General features: G+C 26.6%; 17 protein-coding genes and 2 pseudogenes. 3 read left to right on the plus strand and 16 right to left on the minus strand.

The window, feature by feature from the left end; translation table 11 throughout:
* The first annotated feature begins 167 nt into the window (after positions 1–167).
* From ASHG_RS02745 to ASHG_RS02755, 3 genes and pseudogenes are all read left to right on the plus strand, one after another.
* Positions 168–1,910 carry an ATP-binding cassette domain-containing protein gene (locus tag ASHG_RS02745; protein WP_040397395.1) on the plus strand — a complete coding sequence of 581 codons (1,743 nt, stop codon included), beginning with the start codon at positions 168–170 and terminating at the stop codon, positions 1,908–1,910.
* Entirely contained in the window at positions 1,907–3,667 is a 1,761-nt protein-coding gene (locus tag ASHG_RS02750; protein WP_040397397.1) for an ATP-binding cassette domain-containing protein, read from the plus strand. Before ASHG_RS02745 ends, ASHG_RS02750 begins: the two co-directional genes overlap by 4 nt.
* Positions 3,668–3,759: 92 nt before the next feature.
* Positions 3,760–4,941 (plus strand): annotated as a pseudogene (locus ASHG_RS02755) (dicarboxylate/amino acid:cation symporter).
* A gap of 84 nt (positions 4,942–5,025) precedes the next feature.
* Here the strand turns inward: ASHG_RS02755 and ASHG_RS02760 are convergent.
* The 16 genes and pseudogenes from ASHG_RS02760 to ASHG_RS02830 all read right to left on the minus strand — a co-directional run bounded on the left by ASHG_RS02760 (position 5,026) and on the right by ASHG_RS02830 (position 18,297).
* Positions 5,026–5,337, minus strand: coding sequence for a hypothetical protein (locus ASHG_RS02760; RefSeq protein WP_040397398.1), 312 nt, complete (start codon positions 5,335–5,337; stop codon positions 5,026–5,028).
* A gap of 167 nt (positions 5,338–5,504) precedes the next feature.
* A complete protein-coding gene (nhaC, locus tag ASHG_RS02765) occupies positions 5,505–7,058 on the minus strand; it encodes a Na+/H+ antiporter NhaC (protein WP_040397400.1) in 1,554 nt (517 codons plus the stop codon).
* Positions 7,059–7,291: 233 nt separating this feature from the next.
* Positions 7,292–8,425, minus strand: a pseudogene (locus ASHG_RS02770) (cation diffusion facilitator family transporter).
* Positions 8,426–8,831: 406 nt separating this feature from the next.
* The gene (locus ASHG_RS02780) at positions 8,832–9,314 is read right to left on the minus strand and encodes a hotdog domain-containing protein (protein WP_040397401.1); all 483 of its coding nucleotides are present in this window, start codon (positions 9,312–9,314) and stop codon (positions 8,832–8,834) included.
* A 9-nt stretch (positions 9,315–9,323) separates the two neighbouring features.
* Positions 9,324–9,617 carry a hypothetical protein gene (locus tag ASHG_RS09295; protein ID WP_244264236.1) on the minus strand — a complete coding sequence of 98 codons (294 nt, stop codon included), beginning with the start codon at positions 9,615–9,617 and terminating at the stop codon, positions 9,324–9,326.
* Between the two features lie 30 nt (positions 9,618–9,647).
* Positions 9,648–9,848: a hypothetical protein gene (locus ASHG_RS09300; protein ID WP_244264237.1), complete on the minus strand. Its 201-nt coding sequence runs from the start codon at positions 9,846–9,848 to the stop codon at positions 9,648–9,650.
* A 236-nt stretch (positions 9,849–10,084) separates the two neighbouring features.
* Positions 10,085–10,363, minus strand: coding sequence for a hypothetical protein (locus ASHG_RS09305; protein ID WP_244264238.1), 279 nt, complete (start codon positions 10,361–10,363; stop codon positions 10,085–10,087).
* A 383-nt stretch (positions 10,364–10,746) separates the two neighbouring features.
* On the minus strand, positions 10,747–10,914 hold the full coding sequence (locus ASHG_RS09310; protein ID WP_244264239.1) for a YbaK/EbsC family protein: 168 nt from the start codon (positions 10,912–10,914) through the stop codon (positions 10,747–10,749).
* Positions 10,915–11,175: 261 nt separating this feature from the next.
* Complete coding sequence (locus tag ASHG_RS02795) at positions 11,176–12,270, minus strand: glycerol dehydrogenase (RefSeq protein WP_040397402.1); 1,095 nt, start codon at positions 12,268–12,270, stop codon at positions 11,176–11,178.
* A gap of 137 nt (positions 12,271–12,407) precedes the next feature.
* Entirely contained in the window at positions 12,408–13,112 is a 705-nt protein-coding gene (locus ASHG_RS02800) for a hypothetical protein (RefSeq protein WP_051145865.1), read from the minus strand.
* 2 nt (positions 13,113–13,114) lie between these two features.
* On the minus strand, positions 13,115–13,531 hold the full coding sequence (locus tag ASHG_RS02805) for a hypothetical protein (RefSeq protein WP_040397403.1): 417 nt from the start codon (positions 13,529–13,531) through the stop codon (positions 13,115–13,117).
* Between the two features lie 8 nt (positions 13,532–13,539).
* A complete protein-coding gene (locus tag ASHG_RS02810) occupies positions 13,540–13,965 on the minus strand; it encodes a MarR family winged helix-turn-helix transcriptional regulator (RefSeq protein ID WP_040397405.1) in 426 nt (141 codons plus the stop codon).
* A gap of 90 nt (positions 13,966–14,055) precedes the next feature.
* The gene (locus ASHG_RS02815) at positions 14,056–14,823 is read right to left on the minus strand and encodes an NERD domain-containing protein (RefSeq protein ID WP_040397406.1); all 768 of its coding nucleotides are present in this window, start codon (positions 14,821–14,823) and stop codon (positions 14,056–14,058) included.
* A 17-nt stretch (positions 14,824–14,840) separates the two neighbouring features.
* The gene (locus ASHG_RS02820; protein WP_040397408.1) at positions 14,841–16,352 is read right to left on the minus strand and encodes an ABC transporter permease/substrate-binding protein; all 1,512 of its coding nucleotides are present in this window, start codon (positions 16,350–16,352) and stop codon (positions 14,841–14,843) included.
* A complete protein-coding gene (locus tag ASHG_RS02825; RefSeq protein ID WP_244264240.1) occupies positions 16,336–17,151 on the minus strand; it encodes an ATP-binding cassette domain-containing protein in 816 nt (271 codons plus the stop codon). Before ASHG_RS02825 ends, ASHG_RS02820 begins: the two co-directional genes overlap by 17 nt.
* A 69-nt stretch (positions 17,152–17,220) precedes the next feature.
* Positions 17,221–18,297, minus strand: coding sequence for a YeiH family protein (locus tag ASHG_RS02830; protein WP_316244687.1), 1,077 nt, complete (start codon positions 18,295–18,297; stop codon positions 17,221–17,223).
* Between the last annotated feature and the right edge of the window lie 135 nt (positions 18,298–18,432).

Raw genomic sequence — 18,432 nt, forward strand, 5'->3', positions numbered from 1 at the left:
TCTTTTTTTGACTTCATTAAATTAAATTGCTAATATTAAATTAGCATTAAAGAAAGGAGAAGAAAAATGAACAGTAATATTAATAATAAAGAGGAGATTTGTAACTTGTAAGTGAGGAAAAGCTCCTTGACTTACTACAAACAAGGAGGATGCCGTTTAGGCTTTTTATGAAAGAATTAAAATATATTTTTAAATCAATGGCTAAGTATGAGCCAAGCATGTATTTATTAATCATACTTTACTCCATATTTATAGGCTTAAAACCATTTATATGGATTATTTCGCCTGCCTACATATTGAAAAATTATCAAAATGGACTTGATTTTATGTTTGGCTTTTTTATTTTATTATTAGTCCTATCAACGATTATAAGTTTTTTTGAATCTTATATCATGGGTAATTACCGTATGAAAATGAATAATATTAGGTATAAATATATGAATATGGTAACAAAATACGCCCTCTACCTTCCCTATGAAGAAAAAATGAAAAAATCTGAATCCGAAAAAATAAATAGTGCCAATAAGGCTGTCGACAGTCCATTTTTAGGAGCAGGTGCTGTAATGATGACTATGCCAGAATTTTTAGCATCCCTAACTTCTATTGCAGGATTTTTGTGGATTTTTTTAAAAATTGGTGGAATTTTTTTGGATTTGATAATAATTTTGACAATTATTTCAACCTTTATTGCAAATAAAATTCCTAGAGAATTTTCTAAATTTTGGAACGACCAAAATGAAAACTACAATAAATTTGCAAAATTAAATAATGAACTTAGGTCTCCCTTGTCAAAACAAGATATACTTATTTTCGATTTTATAAATGTCTTTAAAAGTTTTTACAAAAAAACCAACCAAGATAGAATAGCCTACCTAGTTAGAACAGATAAAAAAACTTTTAAAATTTATAGTCTTGTAAGACTTATTAATTTTATTAGAGATGCTTTTATTATGTATTGGCTTATTACAAATCTTATGAGCGGAAATCTTGACCTTGGTGATTTTTATATTTATTTTACAGCAATTTTAGCTTTTGTTAATTTTAACAATTTGTTTATGTGGATCTTCAATGATTTTTTTGATAATCTTACAAGATTTAAAGCATTTTTTAAAATTATAAATCCTTATCAAAAACAATTTGAAAATAGTAATTTACCAAAAAATTTGAAAATTGAACTAGTAAATTTATCATTTAAATATCCAAACTCTGATAAATATGTCCTAAAAAATATAAATCTAACAATTAATAATAATGAATCAATAGCCTTAGTTGGAGAAAATGGAGCTGGAAAATCTACTCTAGCTCTTATTCTTGCAGGTTTTTATAAGTCTTATGAAGGGGAAATTTTTATTAATGATAAAAATTTCAAAAAACTAGATTATGATTATAATAGCTTGGTTTCAGCTGTCTTTCAAGATTCTCAAATTTTTCCATTTTCTATTAAAGAAAATATTTTGTTAAATTATTCTAATAAAAATCTAGAAAAAACCTATGAGCTTACTCATTTGAATAAAATTATAGAGTCTTATGACAAAAAAGATAAGCAAACTCTTCTTAGAATTTTAGATGATGATGGAGTTGATCTTTCTGGTGGACAAAAGCAAAAATTATATTTGGCAAGAAGTATTGAAAAAAATTCTTCAAAACTTTTAATTTTAGACGAACCCACTGCCCAACTTGATGCTCTTGCAGAAAGAGAATTATATACCTTGTATAATGATCTAACCAAGAACAAATCTTCAATTTTTATATCTCATCGTCTAGCATCAACAAAATTTTGCAACAGAATAGTCTATCTAAAAGACGGAGAAATAAAATCTACCGGAAGTCACGAAGAGCTTATGAAAAGCGATTCTGATTACAAAGATTTATACAATCTTCAAGCAAAAAATTATAAGGAGGAAGTATGAATAATATTTTAAAATTATTAAAAAAAATAAATGAAATACACAAAAATTTCATCAAAAAATTTGTAATTTTTTCTCTTCTTATGGGAATACTTCCTCTTTTTTCTATTATTGCACCAAAATTAATAATTGATGAAATATACGGACAAAAAAGATTAAAAATAATTTTTATAATCGCTTTTTTAGTTTTAATTTTTGATTTGATTAGGGGATTAGTTAATAAGTTAAATGCAAATTTACTCACGGAATCTTTTGAATCATTTTTTGATGTCTATACTTTTAAATTAAGTGAGAAAGCTATTAAGCTTCCAATAGAAAAATCTGATAGTAAAAAAGTTCAAGATGAAATGGAAAAAGCTCATTATGCTATTTTCGAAATTTTTAAAATATATGATTTATTTGCAATAACAATAAACTCCACAATTACAGGTGTTTTTTCTTTAGTAGTTCTTATGAACTTATCAGTTTTTGTTGTACTTATAGTACTTATTTTAATTCTTTTAAATAAAAAAATTGTAAAGCTAATTAAGAAAAATGAATTAGACTACCAAAAAAATGATATACCAAAACTAAGGGCTTACAGATTTTTTATAAATTTTTCTCAAGATCACAGGTATTTTAAAGATATAAAAATTTATAATGGAGAAGATTTTATTTTAAAAAAATCTGAAATTTTTCACCAAAAATTGGTCAAAAATTCAAGCGTTTATTATACAAAAAATGGGATTTATGTTGGGCTTATGAATGTATTTTCTAATTTTTCTATACTTGCATCTTTGTTTTTTCTTGTAGTTAAGCTTATAGAAAAAGCTATAAGCCTTGCTGATTTTACTTTATATTTTAACTCATTAATAAGTTTAATAAATGCAAGCAAGGAAATACAAAAAAATTATGCCCAAGTAATTGCCTTTAATGAGCAACTACAAAGTTTATTTGATTTTTTAAATCAAAAAGAAGAAAATTTTGATGAAGGAAAAATAACAAAAATAAACACAGAAAAAATCACTATTAAATTTGATAATGTTAGCTTTAAATATCCAAAATCTAAGGAAAATATTTTGGAAAATTGCTCTTTTGAAATTAAAAATGGAGAAACCGTAGCTCTTGTTGGGAAAAATGGTGCTGGAAAATCTACAATTGTAAAACTTTTGTGTAAATTTTATAAACCCACAAAAGGAAATATTTATATAAATGGGATCAATATAAATGATATTGATACAAAAACATATTACAAAATCCTCTCCCCAACTTTTCAAGATTTTAGATTATTTCCATTTAGAATTTCTGAAAATATTTCAGCAAATTTATTAGATGAGATTACAAATTATCAAAGAGAAAAAATGGATGAATCTTTTTATCTTTTAAATTTGAAATCTTGGATAGAAAAGCTTGTAAATAAAGAAGATACATTCTTAACTTTTCTTTTTTCAAAAGATTCTGTCGAGCCTTCTGGTGGAATTGGGCAAAAACTTGCTCTTTCAAGGTCTATGGTACACGAAGGAAAATTTTTTATAATGGATGAGCCAACAAGTGCTCTTGATCCAAGAAGTGAACAAGAAATTTTTGAAAAAATGCTGGATATTTCAAAAGGACAAACTTCGCTTTTTATTTCTCACAGGCTTTCATCAACAAAATATGCTGATAGGATTATTGTTTGTGATAATAAAAAAATTACAGAAAATGGGAATCATGAAAAGCTAATGAAAGATGATGGACTTTATAAAAAAATGTATTTAAGCCAAGCAAAACTTTATGATTAATATAATTTATTACAATAAGAGACTATTCTGGTATTGTAATTTTGTTGAATTAATGTAGTATCTTATTAAGAAAAATGAAAGAGGTATGAAAAATGAAAAAGAAAAGCTTTTTCAATTCATTAGTTTTTAAACTAGCAATGGGAATTATTGTAGGAATTTTTGTTGGACAAATTTCAAATGAATCTGCAAGTTTGGTAGTTAGTTCTATAAAAACAATTCATGGTGATTTGATTGGCTATATTGTCCCTTTGATTATTCTAGGTTTTGTTACACCTGCAATTGTTTCACTGAAAGAAAATGCAGGATAAATATTAACTGCAACACTTTTAATCTGCTATATTTCATCAGTTGGTGCAGGAACTTTTAGTTTTTTGGCTGGAAAAGTTATTATTCCTCATTTAAATATAGCATCAAATGTAGTAGGAGCAAAAGAAATTCCAGAATCTATTTTTAAATTAACAATAGATCCGATAATGCCAGTAATGACTGCTCTTGTTACATCAATAATTTTTGGAATTGCTGTAATCCTAACTAATTCTCAAACTTGAGAAAATTTACTATTAGAGTTTAACAATATAGTTTTAAAAATAGTAGATCTTATTGTAATTAATATGCTACCTTTTTATATAGTATCAACTTTTGCGGTTTTATCTTATGAATGAGTAGTTTTACAAGAATTGCCAGTATTTTTAAAAATAATTCTAATAGTAATTGTTGGCCACCTTATTTGGTTGACGCTTTTATATTCTTTGGGAGGATTATTTTCAAAAACAAATCTAAAAGAAGTTTTTGGTAATTATTTTCCAGCATACCTAACAGCTTTAGGAACAATGTCATCAGCAGCAAGCCTTTCAGTTGCTTTAAAATGTGCTAGAAAATCAAAAACATTAGATCCTAAAATTAGAGATTTTGTAATACCACTTTGCTCTAATACTCATCTTTGTGGGTCAGTACTGACAGAAGTATTTTTTGTAATGACAGTTTCACAAATTCTAACAGGACAGTTGCCATCAACTGCAAACATGATTGTATTTATTGACCTACTAGGAATTTTTGCGATAGCAGCTCCTGGAGTTCCTGGAGGAACAGTAGTTGCTAGTTTAGGATTAATTATTTCTGTTTTAGGATTCAATGATACAGGAACAGCCCTAATGCTTTCTATCTTTGTTCTTCAAGATTCTTTCGGGACAGCTTGTAATGTTACAGGTGATGGAGCAATTGCACTTATTGTTACAGGAATTTTTGATAGAGTTCCTAATAAAGAAAAAAATTAGATTTAATATTATTGATTCTAAATAAATATAGTAAGATTAAAAAAACACTAGGTAAAATTATATTTCATCTAGTGTTTAATTTTTTTATTTAATATTATGTTTTTCCATTTTTTCTCTAAAAAGATTAGTTATAATTTCTCTAAGCTCTTCTTTCTCTTTTTCTGGTAAATCTCCAGGTTTTTTTGCTATTTCATAAAGATCAGGATGTTCATTTGCAATTTTTTCTACTGCTTTTGTTGTAGAATGTTTCCTAACAAAAAAAGGAATCTTTTTAATCCATTCTTCTGGAACAAGAGAAAGTATTTTATCTCCTGCTTCCTTATCGCTAATTTGAGCAGTAGAAAGTCCTTTTTCTATTTGAGCTTGGTCTTTTTCCTTAAAATCTTTTAATTTCATTATTACTCCTTTATCCACGCTATTTTAAATTCCATTTAAAATTATAAATTTAAAAATTTCAAAGTATCTACAAGTAATTTATAATTAAAATATACTTTAATAAAATTAATATATCAAATTTATTAAATAATTCTCAAATCACTATAAAAACTTACCTTATTCTAAAATTATTTAGAAATATTAGGAGCTTTACCTTCAAGTCTCATTTTATTTAATCGCGAAACTGCATATTTTTCTATTTCCTTAGGACACCTAGCTTTCTTTTTCATTTTTGTTTTACCAAAAATATTAGTGTATGATCCATCTGCCCAAAATATATTTCTTTTAAAATATGCTGTTAAAAGAGCGTAAAGTGGATTTAATAGATTTACAAATGCAAAAGGAAAATAATATATAGGGCTAACTCCTAAAGTTTTCATTTGATATGCACCACAAGCAGTCCATGGAAACATTACTGCCCACAATGTACCGGCATCTTCCAAAGTTCTTGAAAGATAATTTCTTGAAAGACCCATCTCATCATACTTATCTTCATAAAGTGGAGCTGGAACCCCTATTCCTAAAAATTGATCACACATAGTTGCATCGCAAAAAATTGAAGTTGTCATAGTTGTAAATACAAGTCCACCAATGGAATTGATTTTTTCTTTTAATTTTGAAAATAGTTTTTCTATAACTCCTGATTTTTCCAAAGCTCCTCCAAAAGAAACAGCCAATAAAATCAAATTTATAGTCCACATTTGATTGTCCATTCCACCTTTAGCAAGCGCTTGATCTACAAAATTATTTCCAGTTTCAATTTCAGGTCCATAGTGTAGGATAGAAAATATTTCGGCAAGTGTCTTTGTTTCTTGAAAAATTTGAGAAAAAATAATTCCAACAAATACAGATATCATTACACCAGCCAGTCCTTCAATTCTTAGTACACATACAAAGACTATTATTAAAATAGGAAGTAAAACTAAAGGATTTAAATTGAAATTATTTGCGAGTGATGTTTTTATTCCTTCAGCAACTGAAGGATCATAATTAATAACATTTGCTCTTAGTCCTAACATTGTGTATATAAAAAGTGAAATTATAAAAACAGGACCAGTTGAAGAAACCATTGCTCTTACGTGGTCAAATAAATCAGTTTTAGAAACTGCTGCAGCTAGATTTGTAGTATCAGATAAAGGAGAAAATTTATCTCCTATATATGCACCTGAAATTACCATTCCTGCAGTAATTGCAGGATTTATTCCAAGACCTTGACCAATAGTCATAAAAGCTATTCCAATAGTTGCTGTAGCAGTCCAAGAAGAACCACATGCAAGACCAACAATTCCCGTAATAATACAACCAATCGGTAAAAATAATTTTGGATTTAAAAATTCTAGTCCATAATAAATTAAAGCAGGAATAGTTCCACTAATCATAAATGAAGAAATTAATAAACCAACAGTCAATAAAATTAAAATTGCGTCTAAAGTTGTAGTAATTCTATCAATCATTCCTGAAAGCATTTCTTTAAATGAATAACCACATTTCATTCCAACTAAACACGATATAATAATTCCACAAATTAAAGGCATATGGGCACTATCATAGATAGACTCTAATTTTCCATTAACTTCTTTTTTTGCAAAAACAAATATATAAATCATTAATGAAACCATAGTAATAATTGGTAAAATAGCTTCAATATATGAAGGAAGTCTAATTGATTTATTTTTTTTCATTATTTTCTCCTTTTTGTTAATTATTTAAATAAAATTAAATGTTAATTTTTATCATAGAATTATTCTATAATATAATAAATAATTTGTCAATTTATCCTCTATTTAATTTTATATATTATTATGATAAAGTAAATACAAATAATAGACTATTTTATTAAATTTTAACAAAAAACACCTAAAACATTTTTTTGTTATAGGTGTTTAATAATTTTTAGTATTCTAATACAAATATTTTAAAGATCAAGGTCTGCTACAATTTGTATTGTATAATCAGGATAAAGTTTCCCTATTTCTTTTTTGATTTTTTTTATAGCATCTTCCGATTTTATATCAAAACTCAATACTACATCAAATCTCATTGTTTTTATTTTTGTATCTGCATAAAAACCATGCACTTGTAATGCCCAATCATTTTTTAAAATTTCCTTTTCAACTGTATTTCTAATTTTGCTTGCTTGTTTATTTTTTGTATTAAATGAATAAATACCAAGTGCTATTAAAATAATTCCTGTTTTTTTATATATCTCATATTGTAATTTTCTTGTTAATTCATCAACTTCGTCTACCTGCATTGTATCTTCAAGTTCAACGTATGCTGAAGCATAATATTTATTTGGACCATAATTAAATAAAGCTAAATCATATACTCCAATAACTACCTCTTCTCTACTTATAATATTTTTTAATGTTTTTACTTTATTACTATCTGCTCTATGTCCGATTAAATCATCGATTGTTGATCCAATCATCTCAAATCCAGCTTTTATCATAAATATTGAAATTATTATTCCTACATATGCTTCTAAAGAAATATTAAAAACAATGTAAATTATAGCTGAAACAAAAACTGAAAATGATAAAATAGAGTCAAACATTGAGTCTTTTCCAGAAGCTATTAATGCTGTAGAGTTTACTTTCTCCCCTTGTTCTTTGACATATTTCCCTAGTATATATTTTACAATTACTGCCAAAGCTATTATAAAAATTGAAAGTTTAGTATAAGAAGCTTGACTTGGATTAATTATTTTTTTTATACATTCAACTAGGGATGTTATACCTGCATAAAGAACAAGTGCAGATATAACCATAGATTACAAATACTCTATTCTACCATAACCCATTGGATGCTTTTTGTCAGGAGATTTGCTTGCAAATTTTTCACCTATAATAGTAACAATTGATGATAAAGCATCTGATAAATTATTTACTGCATCCAAAGTCAAAGCAATTGAATTTACAAAGACTCCTAGTATAGCTTTAAAAACCGCCAAGAAAACATTAGTTAAAATTCCAATAATACTTGTTTTTACAATTACTTCTCCACGGTTTTTAGCAAATGATGTAATATCATTATTTTCATTAGACATTTTTGACCTCACTTTAGATTAGTTTTTTTATAAATATTTATTAAATTTTAACTTAGAAATAATTAAAATAAAAAATTTAACTTTATTTAAGAATAAAATATATTTTTACTAATTATTTCTAATTATTTATTAATAATTTACTCTATATCAATATATATACAATTAATGATCAAAAATTTACAGGTATCAATAAATTAATAAGTTTAAATATTTTTTTAATTTTTATTTTACAATAACTTTTAAAGATTTAAATAAAAAGTAAAATCCTAATGCCATCAATATATGAAATACTCCTGCAATTCCTGAAATTGACATATCCATTGCTTTTGTCAATTGGCTTATATTAACTTGTGTTAAATCGCCTATATATTTTAAATAATTTTCAAAAAATATAGGCGGGTTTATTTTACATATTATCTTTTACTGCTACTGCAACCATTTTTGCTTTTGCTCGAATTTCTCCCTTGGCTATCATTTCCATATTTACAATTGCTTTTCTTTGTCCAAGTTCTTCAAGTTTTGCTATCACTTCAATTTCTTCATTCATAGGAGTTGGCTTTTTAAAATCAACTTCAAGTCTTGCTGTTATAAATCTTCCAATTATCGTATTCTTATCAAATACCAACCCTTTATTGATATGAGCAAAATATGCCGCTGATGCTGTTCCATGACAATCAAAAATCATTGCAATCATTCCTCCAAATAAATTTTGAGGAACTCCTCCTGTATAGATTTCATATGGAATAATTTTTGCCATAACAGTTTTTTTATCCTCGCTTGGAAAAGATTTTAAATGTAAACCATGGTCATTTTTGGGACCACATCCCCAACAATATTGAAATCTTTCACCATAAGTTTCTTGTATAGAAATTTTTTTTACATCTTTCATAAAAACTCCTTAATTTAAATTTTCTTTTAAAATACTATATAAGCTTATATCTTTTTTACCCTTATTATTTAATTTTTCTTGCCAATTTTTAACTTCAATCCTATCCAAATATTGGCACAAAAGTGCTCCAGATTCGTAAACTATTTTTTCTCCGATTATACTTTGATTAATTTCTCCTTTTTTTATTGTAGGAACTATTTGGTCAAATTTTACATTTTTTGTATTATCAAAATACAAAATCCCATAATCATATTCAACAATTTTTGCTGGCTTTATCGATACATAATTTGCAGTCCCTTCCATTGTTTCTTCAAAAATTTCAGCTTGGGCTTTTTAAGGATCAGTTTTTTCAAACCTTTCATCCATTACCTTTAAATATTCTTTACCCAAATTTTTTAAAGTATTTTTATTAGCATTATCATCAAGAGCATTTTTAATTTTTCCTAAAACTTTATACTCTTTATCCAACAAATCCAATTGCTCATCTTTATAAGAATATCCCTTAAAAGTTAAATCCTCCCAATCTTTTTGCATATAATAATGCAAAGCCTCATGACTTAAAAAAGTTAAAAAATGATAAGATGAATATTTTTTACTAATAGAATCTTGATCATATTTTACATAAAAATATTATCTTTTCCCAAAATATTATAATTTTTGTCTTCAGTATTAAAATTTCCAATCTAATACTCAAATCTTTTTGGATGAATTTTGCTTATTCTATATACATTTATTTTACTATTATCAGTTTTAATTTTTTTGACAAATAGTCAATTAATATTTCTATCTTTAGTAAGCAAATATAAATTTCCTAGAATGTTCTTATTAAATATTAATACATCCTTCTCTTCAAGTTTATAATCTTTCCAAAATTTATTATCACTTTTTTGAAATTTACAATATTCTTTTATAACTTGTCTATATAATTTTGGCAAATCATTAAAGTCAGTTTTCAAAAATTTATTAGAACCCAAACTTATAATAAAACAAGTGAAAACTAATAGAATAATATATTTTAAATTTCTATATCTTTTAACTTTCTTCTCCATTTTTCATCTTTTCATAAAAACTAGATTTTTTAAAACCAATTTTATATTACAAAAAATCCATAAAATAATGAAATTATTTAAAATAAAGAAATAAAAAGCATTTAAGTACAGATGCCTTTAAGCTATAATTCTATAATATTTACTTCATATCCTATATTATCTAAAAATTTATACAAATCTTTTGTTTTTATAAATAAAGTTTTTTGTTTGTATTTGGATGAAAAGTCATTATTTCTTGATCTGAAATTTCTTTATCAATATAAAATTTAATATAATTGTCTTCATTATTTAATAAACCAAAAGAAGAATTTAATAAACCAAAAGAAGAAACTGTTCCTGATGGAAGTTTATTTTTTCCATCAAAGAATTTTCAGATGCCATTTTTATTTTTTTTCATCAACTATACCTTTAAAAAGATCCATGTCTAATCTTTTATAATCATCTAAAATAACTAAATAAAAATTTCTTTTTTTTCTGTCAGTTAAAAACATTGATTTAGTACGAACACCCTCGTGTCCTTCTATAAATTTATCAGCTTCTTCTGTTGTCAAAGCAGGTGGATGCTCAACTATTTAAATTCAATATTTAATTCATCTAATTTATCCTTAACCATTTTGTATTGGTTCATTATATCCCCCTTTCAAATTCTTACCAATACTATACCCATAAGAAAAAAAGGCAAGCAATTTCATTCATTGATAAATAATTTTTATAATATAGAATAATCAAATATTAAATCAAAATAAAATAAAAGTTTTGACATTATTAATAAGGTCAAAACTTTTATTTTTAAATTATTCAAGTAAATAATATTATTTATTTAAAACTTCTTTCCCTAATGCATCAGTTGCAATTATTGCGGCGTACAACTCATCTGGAGTAACATCTCCTGCTAAATTGTGAATTGTTTCTCCTTCAACGCATGCATTTTTTGCTATAGTTTTAATTTCTTCATCAGTGCTAACTCCAAGTTCTTCTAAAGTAACTGGAAGACCTACTTCTAGGCAAAATCCTTGAACATCTTCAAATTCTTCTTTTGAAACGCCTTCTAAAACTAATTGAACTAGTGTACCAAAAGCAACACAAGATCCATGATATGCTTCGTGTCCACCTAATGATGTTAAACCATTATAAAATGAGTGTGCTGCTGCACAATTTACATTATCTGCACCTACTCCTGACATATATGTATTTGCTTCAATTATTGCATCTAAAGCTGGTGTTACAACATTATTTTCACATGCTTTTATAGCTTGTGATCCATATGCTCTTAAAGTTTCATAGCACAATTTTGCAATTGCAAGGCCTGTTCTTGTAATTCCTGTTCCTTCCAAACTTGGTGATTCCGTTCTTATAGATGCTCTTCCTTCAAAATAAGTTCCCAAAGCATCACCCATTCCTGCTATTAAAAATTTTACGGGTGCGTTTGCTATAACTTGGCTATCAACCAAAACTGCATCAGGATTTGTAGGATAAAATAAATAAGAATCAAAAGATCCATCATCATTATAGATTACAGAAAGTCCAGTACAAGGAGCATCTGTAGCAACTACTGTTGGAACTATTACTATATGTTTTTTTGCATAATAAGCTGTAGCCTTTGCAGTATCAACTGCAGATCCACCACCAACTGCAACAACTGTATCAATCTTGTCATCTTCGACAATTTTCTTCATTTTTTCAATCTCGCCCTTACTAGAAATTCCACCAAAAATTTCATAGCGTCTAAAGTCATCTAATCCTTCGAAAGATTTTTCTATCTTATCATGACAAGATTTATACCCACTATTAGAACAAATAAATAACCATCTTTTTCCCATATATTCCATTTCTTCGTGAAATTTTAACAAAGCATCCTTACCTTGTACATACTTTAGTGGTTCGCGCATGGCTCTTAATAATTTCATAAATTTCTCCTTTTAAATTTTTTATTTCCTTTACACTTATATTATATACTTGTGTATATTTTTTAACAAGTAAATTATATTTGAAAAAGATTTTTAATAAAAATATATCATGATTCGAAAATATGAAATCATTTTAATTATAAAATTTTCCAATAAATTTTAATAAAATAATATTTAAGGCCCATTACGATTATCCATATATAAGAGCATGTTTTTGGTATCATTAGCATACCAATTTTGGGATATTTTTTACTAAATAAGGTTACTGGTAAATAACAAGCAAATGAAATAATTATTGCCCAAACCATCCTGTACATCCTCAAACCAAATATGTTTCCAGATATAGTATAGAGGATTATTATTCCAAGTCCACAGATTAAAAATACTGAGTTTCTAATTATAGAAAGAGTCTTATTTTCATTTCCACTGGTCCAATTATTTTGGGGTAATAAACAAATAAATATCCTAATAAGTGCGCTAAGCCATATTAAAATTTCTATTATGGTTGGAGCTTTTAAATTTTTAAAAGTTTCTTTCCATATATATAAGAGCAAAATATAAAATATTGTCATAGTAATAGATGAAACTTGGAGGCCAAAGCCCATTTGTTTTTTAGTTTTTTCATCTATGCCAAATAAGGATTTTTTTACCCTTGGAATAAGGTGAAAGGCATCCCCAAAGCATAGGATAAGAGTTAAAATCCCATATAGAATAAATAATTTTTCACCCTTTGAAAATATAAAAAATAAAATTCCTCCAATTAGGTCAAAAATTAAGTATCCTATATCAAAAATCACTTCAAAAATATCAAAAATTTTCATTTTATAATTTTTTTCTTTCATTTTTATCTCTCCTTTATTATTGAAAAATAATTTTTTATAAAAATAAGTCCTGCGAGTGCCAAAGAAAAGCCAAGTCCTGTATAGAAAAATCCAATGAAATAATCTGGCAAAATTTTCATTGACCTGAGTCCTATGCCTCCTCCCATCATAAAGGCCATTATTAAATAAGATTTTTTATCAAAAAATTTCCAAAAATATATTTTTCTCTTATAAGCCAATATCCTCTTTGTATGTTTTTTAGTCATCTTATAAAACATAAATCCAAATAAAATAAATATAATAAGGGAAAAAATATATAAATTAAATTTTTTCTCTATTGTAAAAAATGAAATTAGCCCAAGTCTTGCAACATTAAATCCAGCTATTAACCAAACAAGACCTGCAATAATTAGTAAGCTTTTGCTTTTAACCTTAAACATAATATCTCCTAGCTTTTTAAATGAAAATCTGCATTTTTGCAAATCTTATCAAAAACTTTTTTAAAAATCACCATATCATCTTCACTTATTCCTTCAAACAAGTCTTCTATAAATTGCTCTTGTATCTTTTTGCCATTTTGGATTATTATATTTGCTTTTTCTAAAAGAAAAATTTCATAATATTTTCTGTTTTCTTTGTTTTGTTTTTTAAAAATCAATTTTTTATTTTCCAAATTTTTTAATGATGTAGAAACATGTGATTTGGTAGATTTTCTAATTCTTACTATATCGCTTGCTGTATTATATTTTGGATTATTATATAAAAACATTAAAATATCATATTCCAATTGGGTTAGTTTATATTGTTGGCAAATTGAACTCGTTAATTTTTCATAATAATTTGTAATATTTTTATGCTGATCCCAAAAGTGCATATAATCCTCCTTATAGTTCTATTTAGAACTATAATACTTTCATATAAATTTTTGTCAATTAAAAAAGCGAAAGAAATTCTTTCGCTCAAATTATTTTTTCTTATTTTTATTATAAACAAACCTACATTTAGGAAAATTGGAACAAGCTATAAATTTTCCATATTTCCCTTCTTTTTCAACTAATTTTCCCCCACACCTTGGACATATATTATTTTCTATTTTTTTCTTATTTTCTTTTTTTAGCTTTTTTATATCCCTGGTGTGAGAAAAATCTGATTGGTATGATTTATTTTCCTTTATTAAGATTTCAATCTTGTCCAAGTCTTCTTCTTTTAGAATTTCATCTTTGGATAAGTCTTTTATTAAATCATTCACCTTTGAAATTTTACAAATTTTTGCTTTTTTTACTTCAATTGAATCTGGATTTGCCTCTGCAGAAAAGGCTATTATTGAAAAATACCTCATATTTGGATAAGAATTTTTTAAAATATTTTCAACAGCCTTTATATGACCATAATTTTGTAAAACTGGATTCATAAAGTGATTTTTCTGTTTTGATAAATATTGTACCCAATCCTTAGAAAATTCTTTGCCATATATTTTTCCCTTATATCCCTTTGTCTCTATACAAAAAATTCCATAAGTTGAAATAATCAAATGATCAATTTGGCTAGTTTTTGTATGATTAGATGTATTTTTTAATTTTATATCATTTATTTTTCTGTATTTATTTTTATCAAGATCTTTAACATTTAAGGCAAGGGCAATCTCCCCTATATCCCCCTTAAATTTAGACTTAAAAACAGTAACAAGTAAGATTGAAAAAATTAAAAATCCAAGTGAAATTTTTAGTTCCATAGCCTTCTCCTAAAATATTACTTTATTAATTTCTTATCCTTTAGATAATCTCTTGCAACATCTTTTGCTGACTTTCCCTCTACATCTACAAGGTAGTTCATTTTTGTCATCTCCTCTGATGTAATTTTTCCAGAAAGTTTTTCCAAAATTTCCTTCAATTCTGGATGATTTTCTATTGTTTCTTTTCTTAAAAGAGGAGCCGCTTGATAAGGTGGGAATAAATTTTTGTCATCTTCTAATACCCTTAATTTGTTAGTGATAATTTGACTGTCGGTTGAATATACGTCTGTTAAATTAATTGATCCATTAGAAATTGCTGTATATCTTAGGGCAGGCTCCATTGTTTTTACATCAAAATTTAAACCATACAAGGATTTTAAACCCTTATTTCCATCTTCTCTGTCATTAAATTCTAAAGTAAATCCAGCAATAACATTATTTTCTACCTTTTTTAAATCAGAAATTTTTTCTATATTGTTTTCTTTTGCATAATCTTCTTTTATAGCTAAGGCATAAGTGTTTTGAAATTTGCTAGGCTTTAAATATACTAATTTATCTTGGTCATATATCTTATCTCTCGCTTTTTTATAAACTTTTTCAGGATTGTTAGATATTTTACCCACATCTTCTTTTAATAAAGAATTAGTAATTGTACCAGTAAATTCTGGATACATATCTATACTTCCGTTTTTCAAAGCCTCATACAAAAAGCTAGTTTTTCCAAAATTCGCCTTAACTTCTACCTTAATATCAGAATTTTCTTCAATTAATTCTTTGTACATATTAATTAAAATTTCTGGTTCAGCTCCTAATTTTCCTGCAATTGTGAGCTTATTATCTTTTTTACCAAAGGAAAACAAGCTCATTATCGTAATAATTATAGTAACAATTAAGGACATCAAAATATTTATTGGCTTTTTATTTACTAATGATTTAATTAAATATCCAAATAAAATTGCAAGTAAGGCTGAAGAAATAGCTCCTAATAAAATTAGGGCTGAATCATTCCTATCAATTCCTAAAAGAATAAAAGATCCAAGTCCTCCTGCTCCAACTAGGGCAGCAAGAGTAGCTGTTCCAATTATCATTATGGCAGAAGTTCTAACTCCTGACATAATTATTGGCATAGCTAAGCTTAGCTTGTATTTTTTTAACTTTTCCCATTTACTCATCCCAAAGGCTGTTGCTGCCTCTTCTAGTGATGGATCAATTTCAGAAAATCCTGTAATTGTCGCTTGATAAATTGGAAAAAGTGCATAGATTACAAGGGCTGTAATTGCAGGAACTTTTCCAATTCCCATAAAGGGAATAAAAAGACCTAGTAGGGCCAAGGAAGGTATTGTTTGAAAAACTCCCGTAATTTGTAAAACCCACTCATTCAATTTTTTTCTATGAGATAAAAAAATAGCTAGAGGTACTGCAATTAAAATAGATACTATTAGGGAAATCATAGAAATTTGTAAATGTTCAAATAAGGCCTCAAGCCAGTCTGATTTTCTTTCTATAAAGGTATTAACTAAATTGTTCATCATTTATCCTTTTTTCATTATCAAAAAATTCACTAACAAAATTATTTTCTGGATTATTAATTATCTCTGATGGGCTTGCAATTTGAATAACCTTACCATCCTTCATTACACAAATCCTATCAGCAAGTTTTAGGGCCTCATCCATATCGTGAGTTACAAAAACTGTTGTAATTTTAAAATCATCATGGATTTTTTTAATCAAATCTTGAAGACTGGTTTTGCTGATTGGATCTAGGGCAGAAAAAGGCTCATCCATTAATAAAACTTTTGGATTTGCAGCAATTGCCCTCAATATTCCTATCCTTTGTTTTTCACCACCGGATAGATCTTCTGGAAGTCTATTTTTATAATCTTTTGGATCTAAATCTACACTTTTCAAAAGCCTTTCTACAATTTCTTTTATTTTCTTCTTATCCATCTTTTTCATCTCTGGAATAAGAGAAATATTTTCTCCAACTGTCATATTAGGAAAAAGTGCAATTTGCTGAAGAACATATCCCATATCAAGTCTTAGATCTCTTAAAGGATAATCTTTTAATCTTTTTTCATTAAAATATATATGGCCTTCACTTTGTTCTATTAACCTATTTATAAGTTTTAATGTAGTTGTTTTCCCACTACCACTGGGACCAACAATTACAAAAAATTCTCCTTCTTTAATTTCAAAATTTAAATTATCTAATACCTTAACATCGCCTGTATAGGACATAGATACATTTTCATATTTTATCAATTTATCTACCTTTCTTTTTTTATAATTATCAAAGAATATATCAAGTTTATTAGTTTTTATACCCATAAATAGCTTGTAACTGATAAAATTTCTAATAAAAAAAACAGCCTAGTTATCTCTAAGCTGTTTTATAATCTAAAGACTATTTATAAATCCTTCAAATACATGAATGAAAATCATTGAAGAAGTAGCCACAACTAACCAGGTTAAACTACCTGTGATAATTGGTTTTAGTCCTTTTGTAAATAAATCTTTAAATTTAATTTTAAAACCTACACCTGCTAAGGCAACTGTTACAAAAAATTTGTAAGCAGGTCCAAAAATTGCTCCCTTATATGGTAAAATTTCAAAAACTCCCATTGTATTTAAAAGAGCCATAAGTAAAAATCCTACAATAAAAAGTGGGAAAGATCTTTTAAAACTTTCTCCAATAGATATATTTTCTGAATTATGTGAAGATTCTTTAACTTGTAGGGCTGTAATTACCAAAGCTAATGGTATAAGTACAGTTGTACGAGCAAGTTTTACTGTTATAGCATTATTTAAATTTACTCCATTTAATGCGTTATAAGTTGATTCAGCTGCCGCTACTGATGAAGTATCATTGATTGCAGTTCCTGCCAAAAATGCAAATTGATTTTGTGAAAGACCAATTGCACCTGCAAGGTAAGGGTAAGATAAGGCAGCTATAACGTCAAATAAGAAAATAGCTGTCATCGCATAGGCAATTTCTTCCTCTTTTGCCTTTAAAATTCCGGAAAGAGTAGCGATTGCTGTTCCTCCACAAATTGTAGTACCTGATCCAACCAAAATTTTTGTATTTCTTGATAATTCAAATTTTTTACCAACAAAATTTGCAACAGTAAAAGCAAGACATAAGTTTGTTAAAATTAGTGGCATAGCCTTTACCCCAAATCCTAAAACTTGAGCAAAATCTAATGTTCCTCCTGCCAAAATAATACCGAAATTTAAAAATTTCTTACCAACAAAACTTGTTCCAGCTTTAAATTCAGAATCTATTTTAGGCATAAGATTTACAATAACCATACCAATTAAAAGACCTATCATAGGTCCTCCAACAAAATTTTGTAATCCAGCTAAAAAAGTTGCAACTATTCCTATAAGAATACATACTATAATTGCACTTGTTTTTTTATTTATATTTCCTCCTATTAAAATTAATCTTTTTAAAAGACATGATAGATATAGTATAACAAATAATTCAATTAAAAGATATAAATGAGTATAAATAAATCAATTAATTTAATAAGTGAAATATAATAGATTAATATTTTCTTTATTTATTATTACATGACGATACTTAGATAATAATATTGAACTATATTT

Origin of the sequence: Anaerococcus senegalensis JC48, assembly GCF_000321005.1 — a bacterium.
GTDB classification, from domain to species: domain Bacteria; phylum Bacillota; class Clostridia; order Tissierellales; family Peptoniphilaceae; genus Anaerococcus; species Anaerococcus senegalensis.

Excerpts from the sequence above, each read along its gene's own strand:
- ASHG_RS02745 (WP_040397395.1), top strand. The coding sequence starts at position 168 with ATGAAAGAATTAAAATATATTTTTAAATCAATGGCTAAGTATGAGCCA.
- ASHG_RS02750 (WP_040397397.1), top strand. The coding sequence starts at position 1,907 with ATGAATAATATTTTAAAATTATTAAAAAAAATAAATGAAATACACAAA.
- ASHG_RS02760 (WP_040397398.1), bottom strand. The coding sequence starts at position 5,337 with ATGAAATTAAAAGATTTTAAGGAAAAAGACCAAGCTCAAATAGAAAAA.
- nhaC (WP_040397400.1), bottom strand. The coding sequence starts at position 7,058 with ATGAAAAAAAATAAATCAATTAGACTTCCTTCATATATTGAAGCTATT.
- ASHG_RS02780 (WP_040397401.1), bottom strand. The coding sequence starts at position 9,314 with ATGAAAGATGTAAAAAAAATTTCTATACAAGAAACTTATGGTGAAAGA.
- ASHG_RS09295 (WP_244264236.1), bottom strand. The coding sequence starts at position 9,617 with ATGGAAGGGACTGCAAATTATGTATCGATAAAGCCAGCAAAAATTGTT.
- ASHG_RS09300 (WP_244264237.1), bottom strand. The coding sequence starts at position 9,848 with ATGCAAAAAGATTGGGAGGATTTAACTTTTAAGGGATATTCTTATAAA.
- ASHG_RS09305 (WP_244264238.1), bottom strand. The coding sequence starts at position 10,363 with ATGGAGAAGAAAGTTAAAAGATATAGAAATTTAAAATATATTATTCTA.
- ASHG_RS02795 (WP_040397402.1), bottom strand. The coding sequence starts at position 12,270 with ATGAAATTATTAAGAGCCATGCGCGAACCACTAAAGTATGTACAAGGT.
- ASHG_RS02800 (WP_051145865.1), bottom strand. The coding sequence starts at position 13,112 with ATGAAAGAAAAAAATTATAAAATGAAAATTTTTGATATTTTTGAAGTG.
- ASHG_RS02805 (WP_040397403.1), bottom strand. The coding sequence starts at position 13,531 with ATGTTTAAGGTTAAAAGCAAAAGCTTACTAATTATTGCAGGTCTTGTT.
- ASHG_RS02810 (WP_040397405.1), bottom strand. The coding sequence starts at position 13,965 with ATGCACTTTTGGGATCAGCATAAAAATATTACAAATTATTATGAAAAA.
- ASHG_RS02815 (WP_040397406.1), bottom strand. The coding sequence starts at position 14,823 with ATGGAACTAAAAATTTCACTTGGATTTTTAATTTTTTCAATCTTACTT.
- ASHG_RS02820 (WP_040397408.1), bottom strand. The coding sequence starts at position 16,352 with ATGAACAATTTAGTTAATACCTTTATAGAAAGAAAATCAGACTGGCTT.
- ASHG_RS02825 (WP_244264240.1), bottom strand. The coding sequence starts at position 17,151 with ATGGGTATAAAAACTAATAAACTTGATATATTCTTTGATAATTATAAA.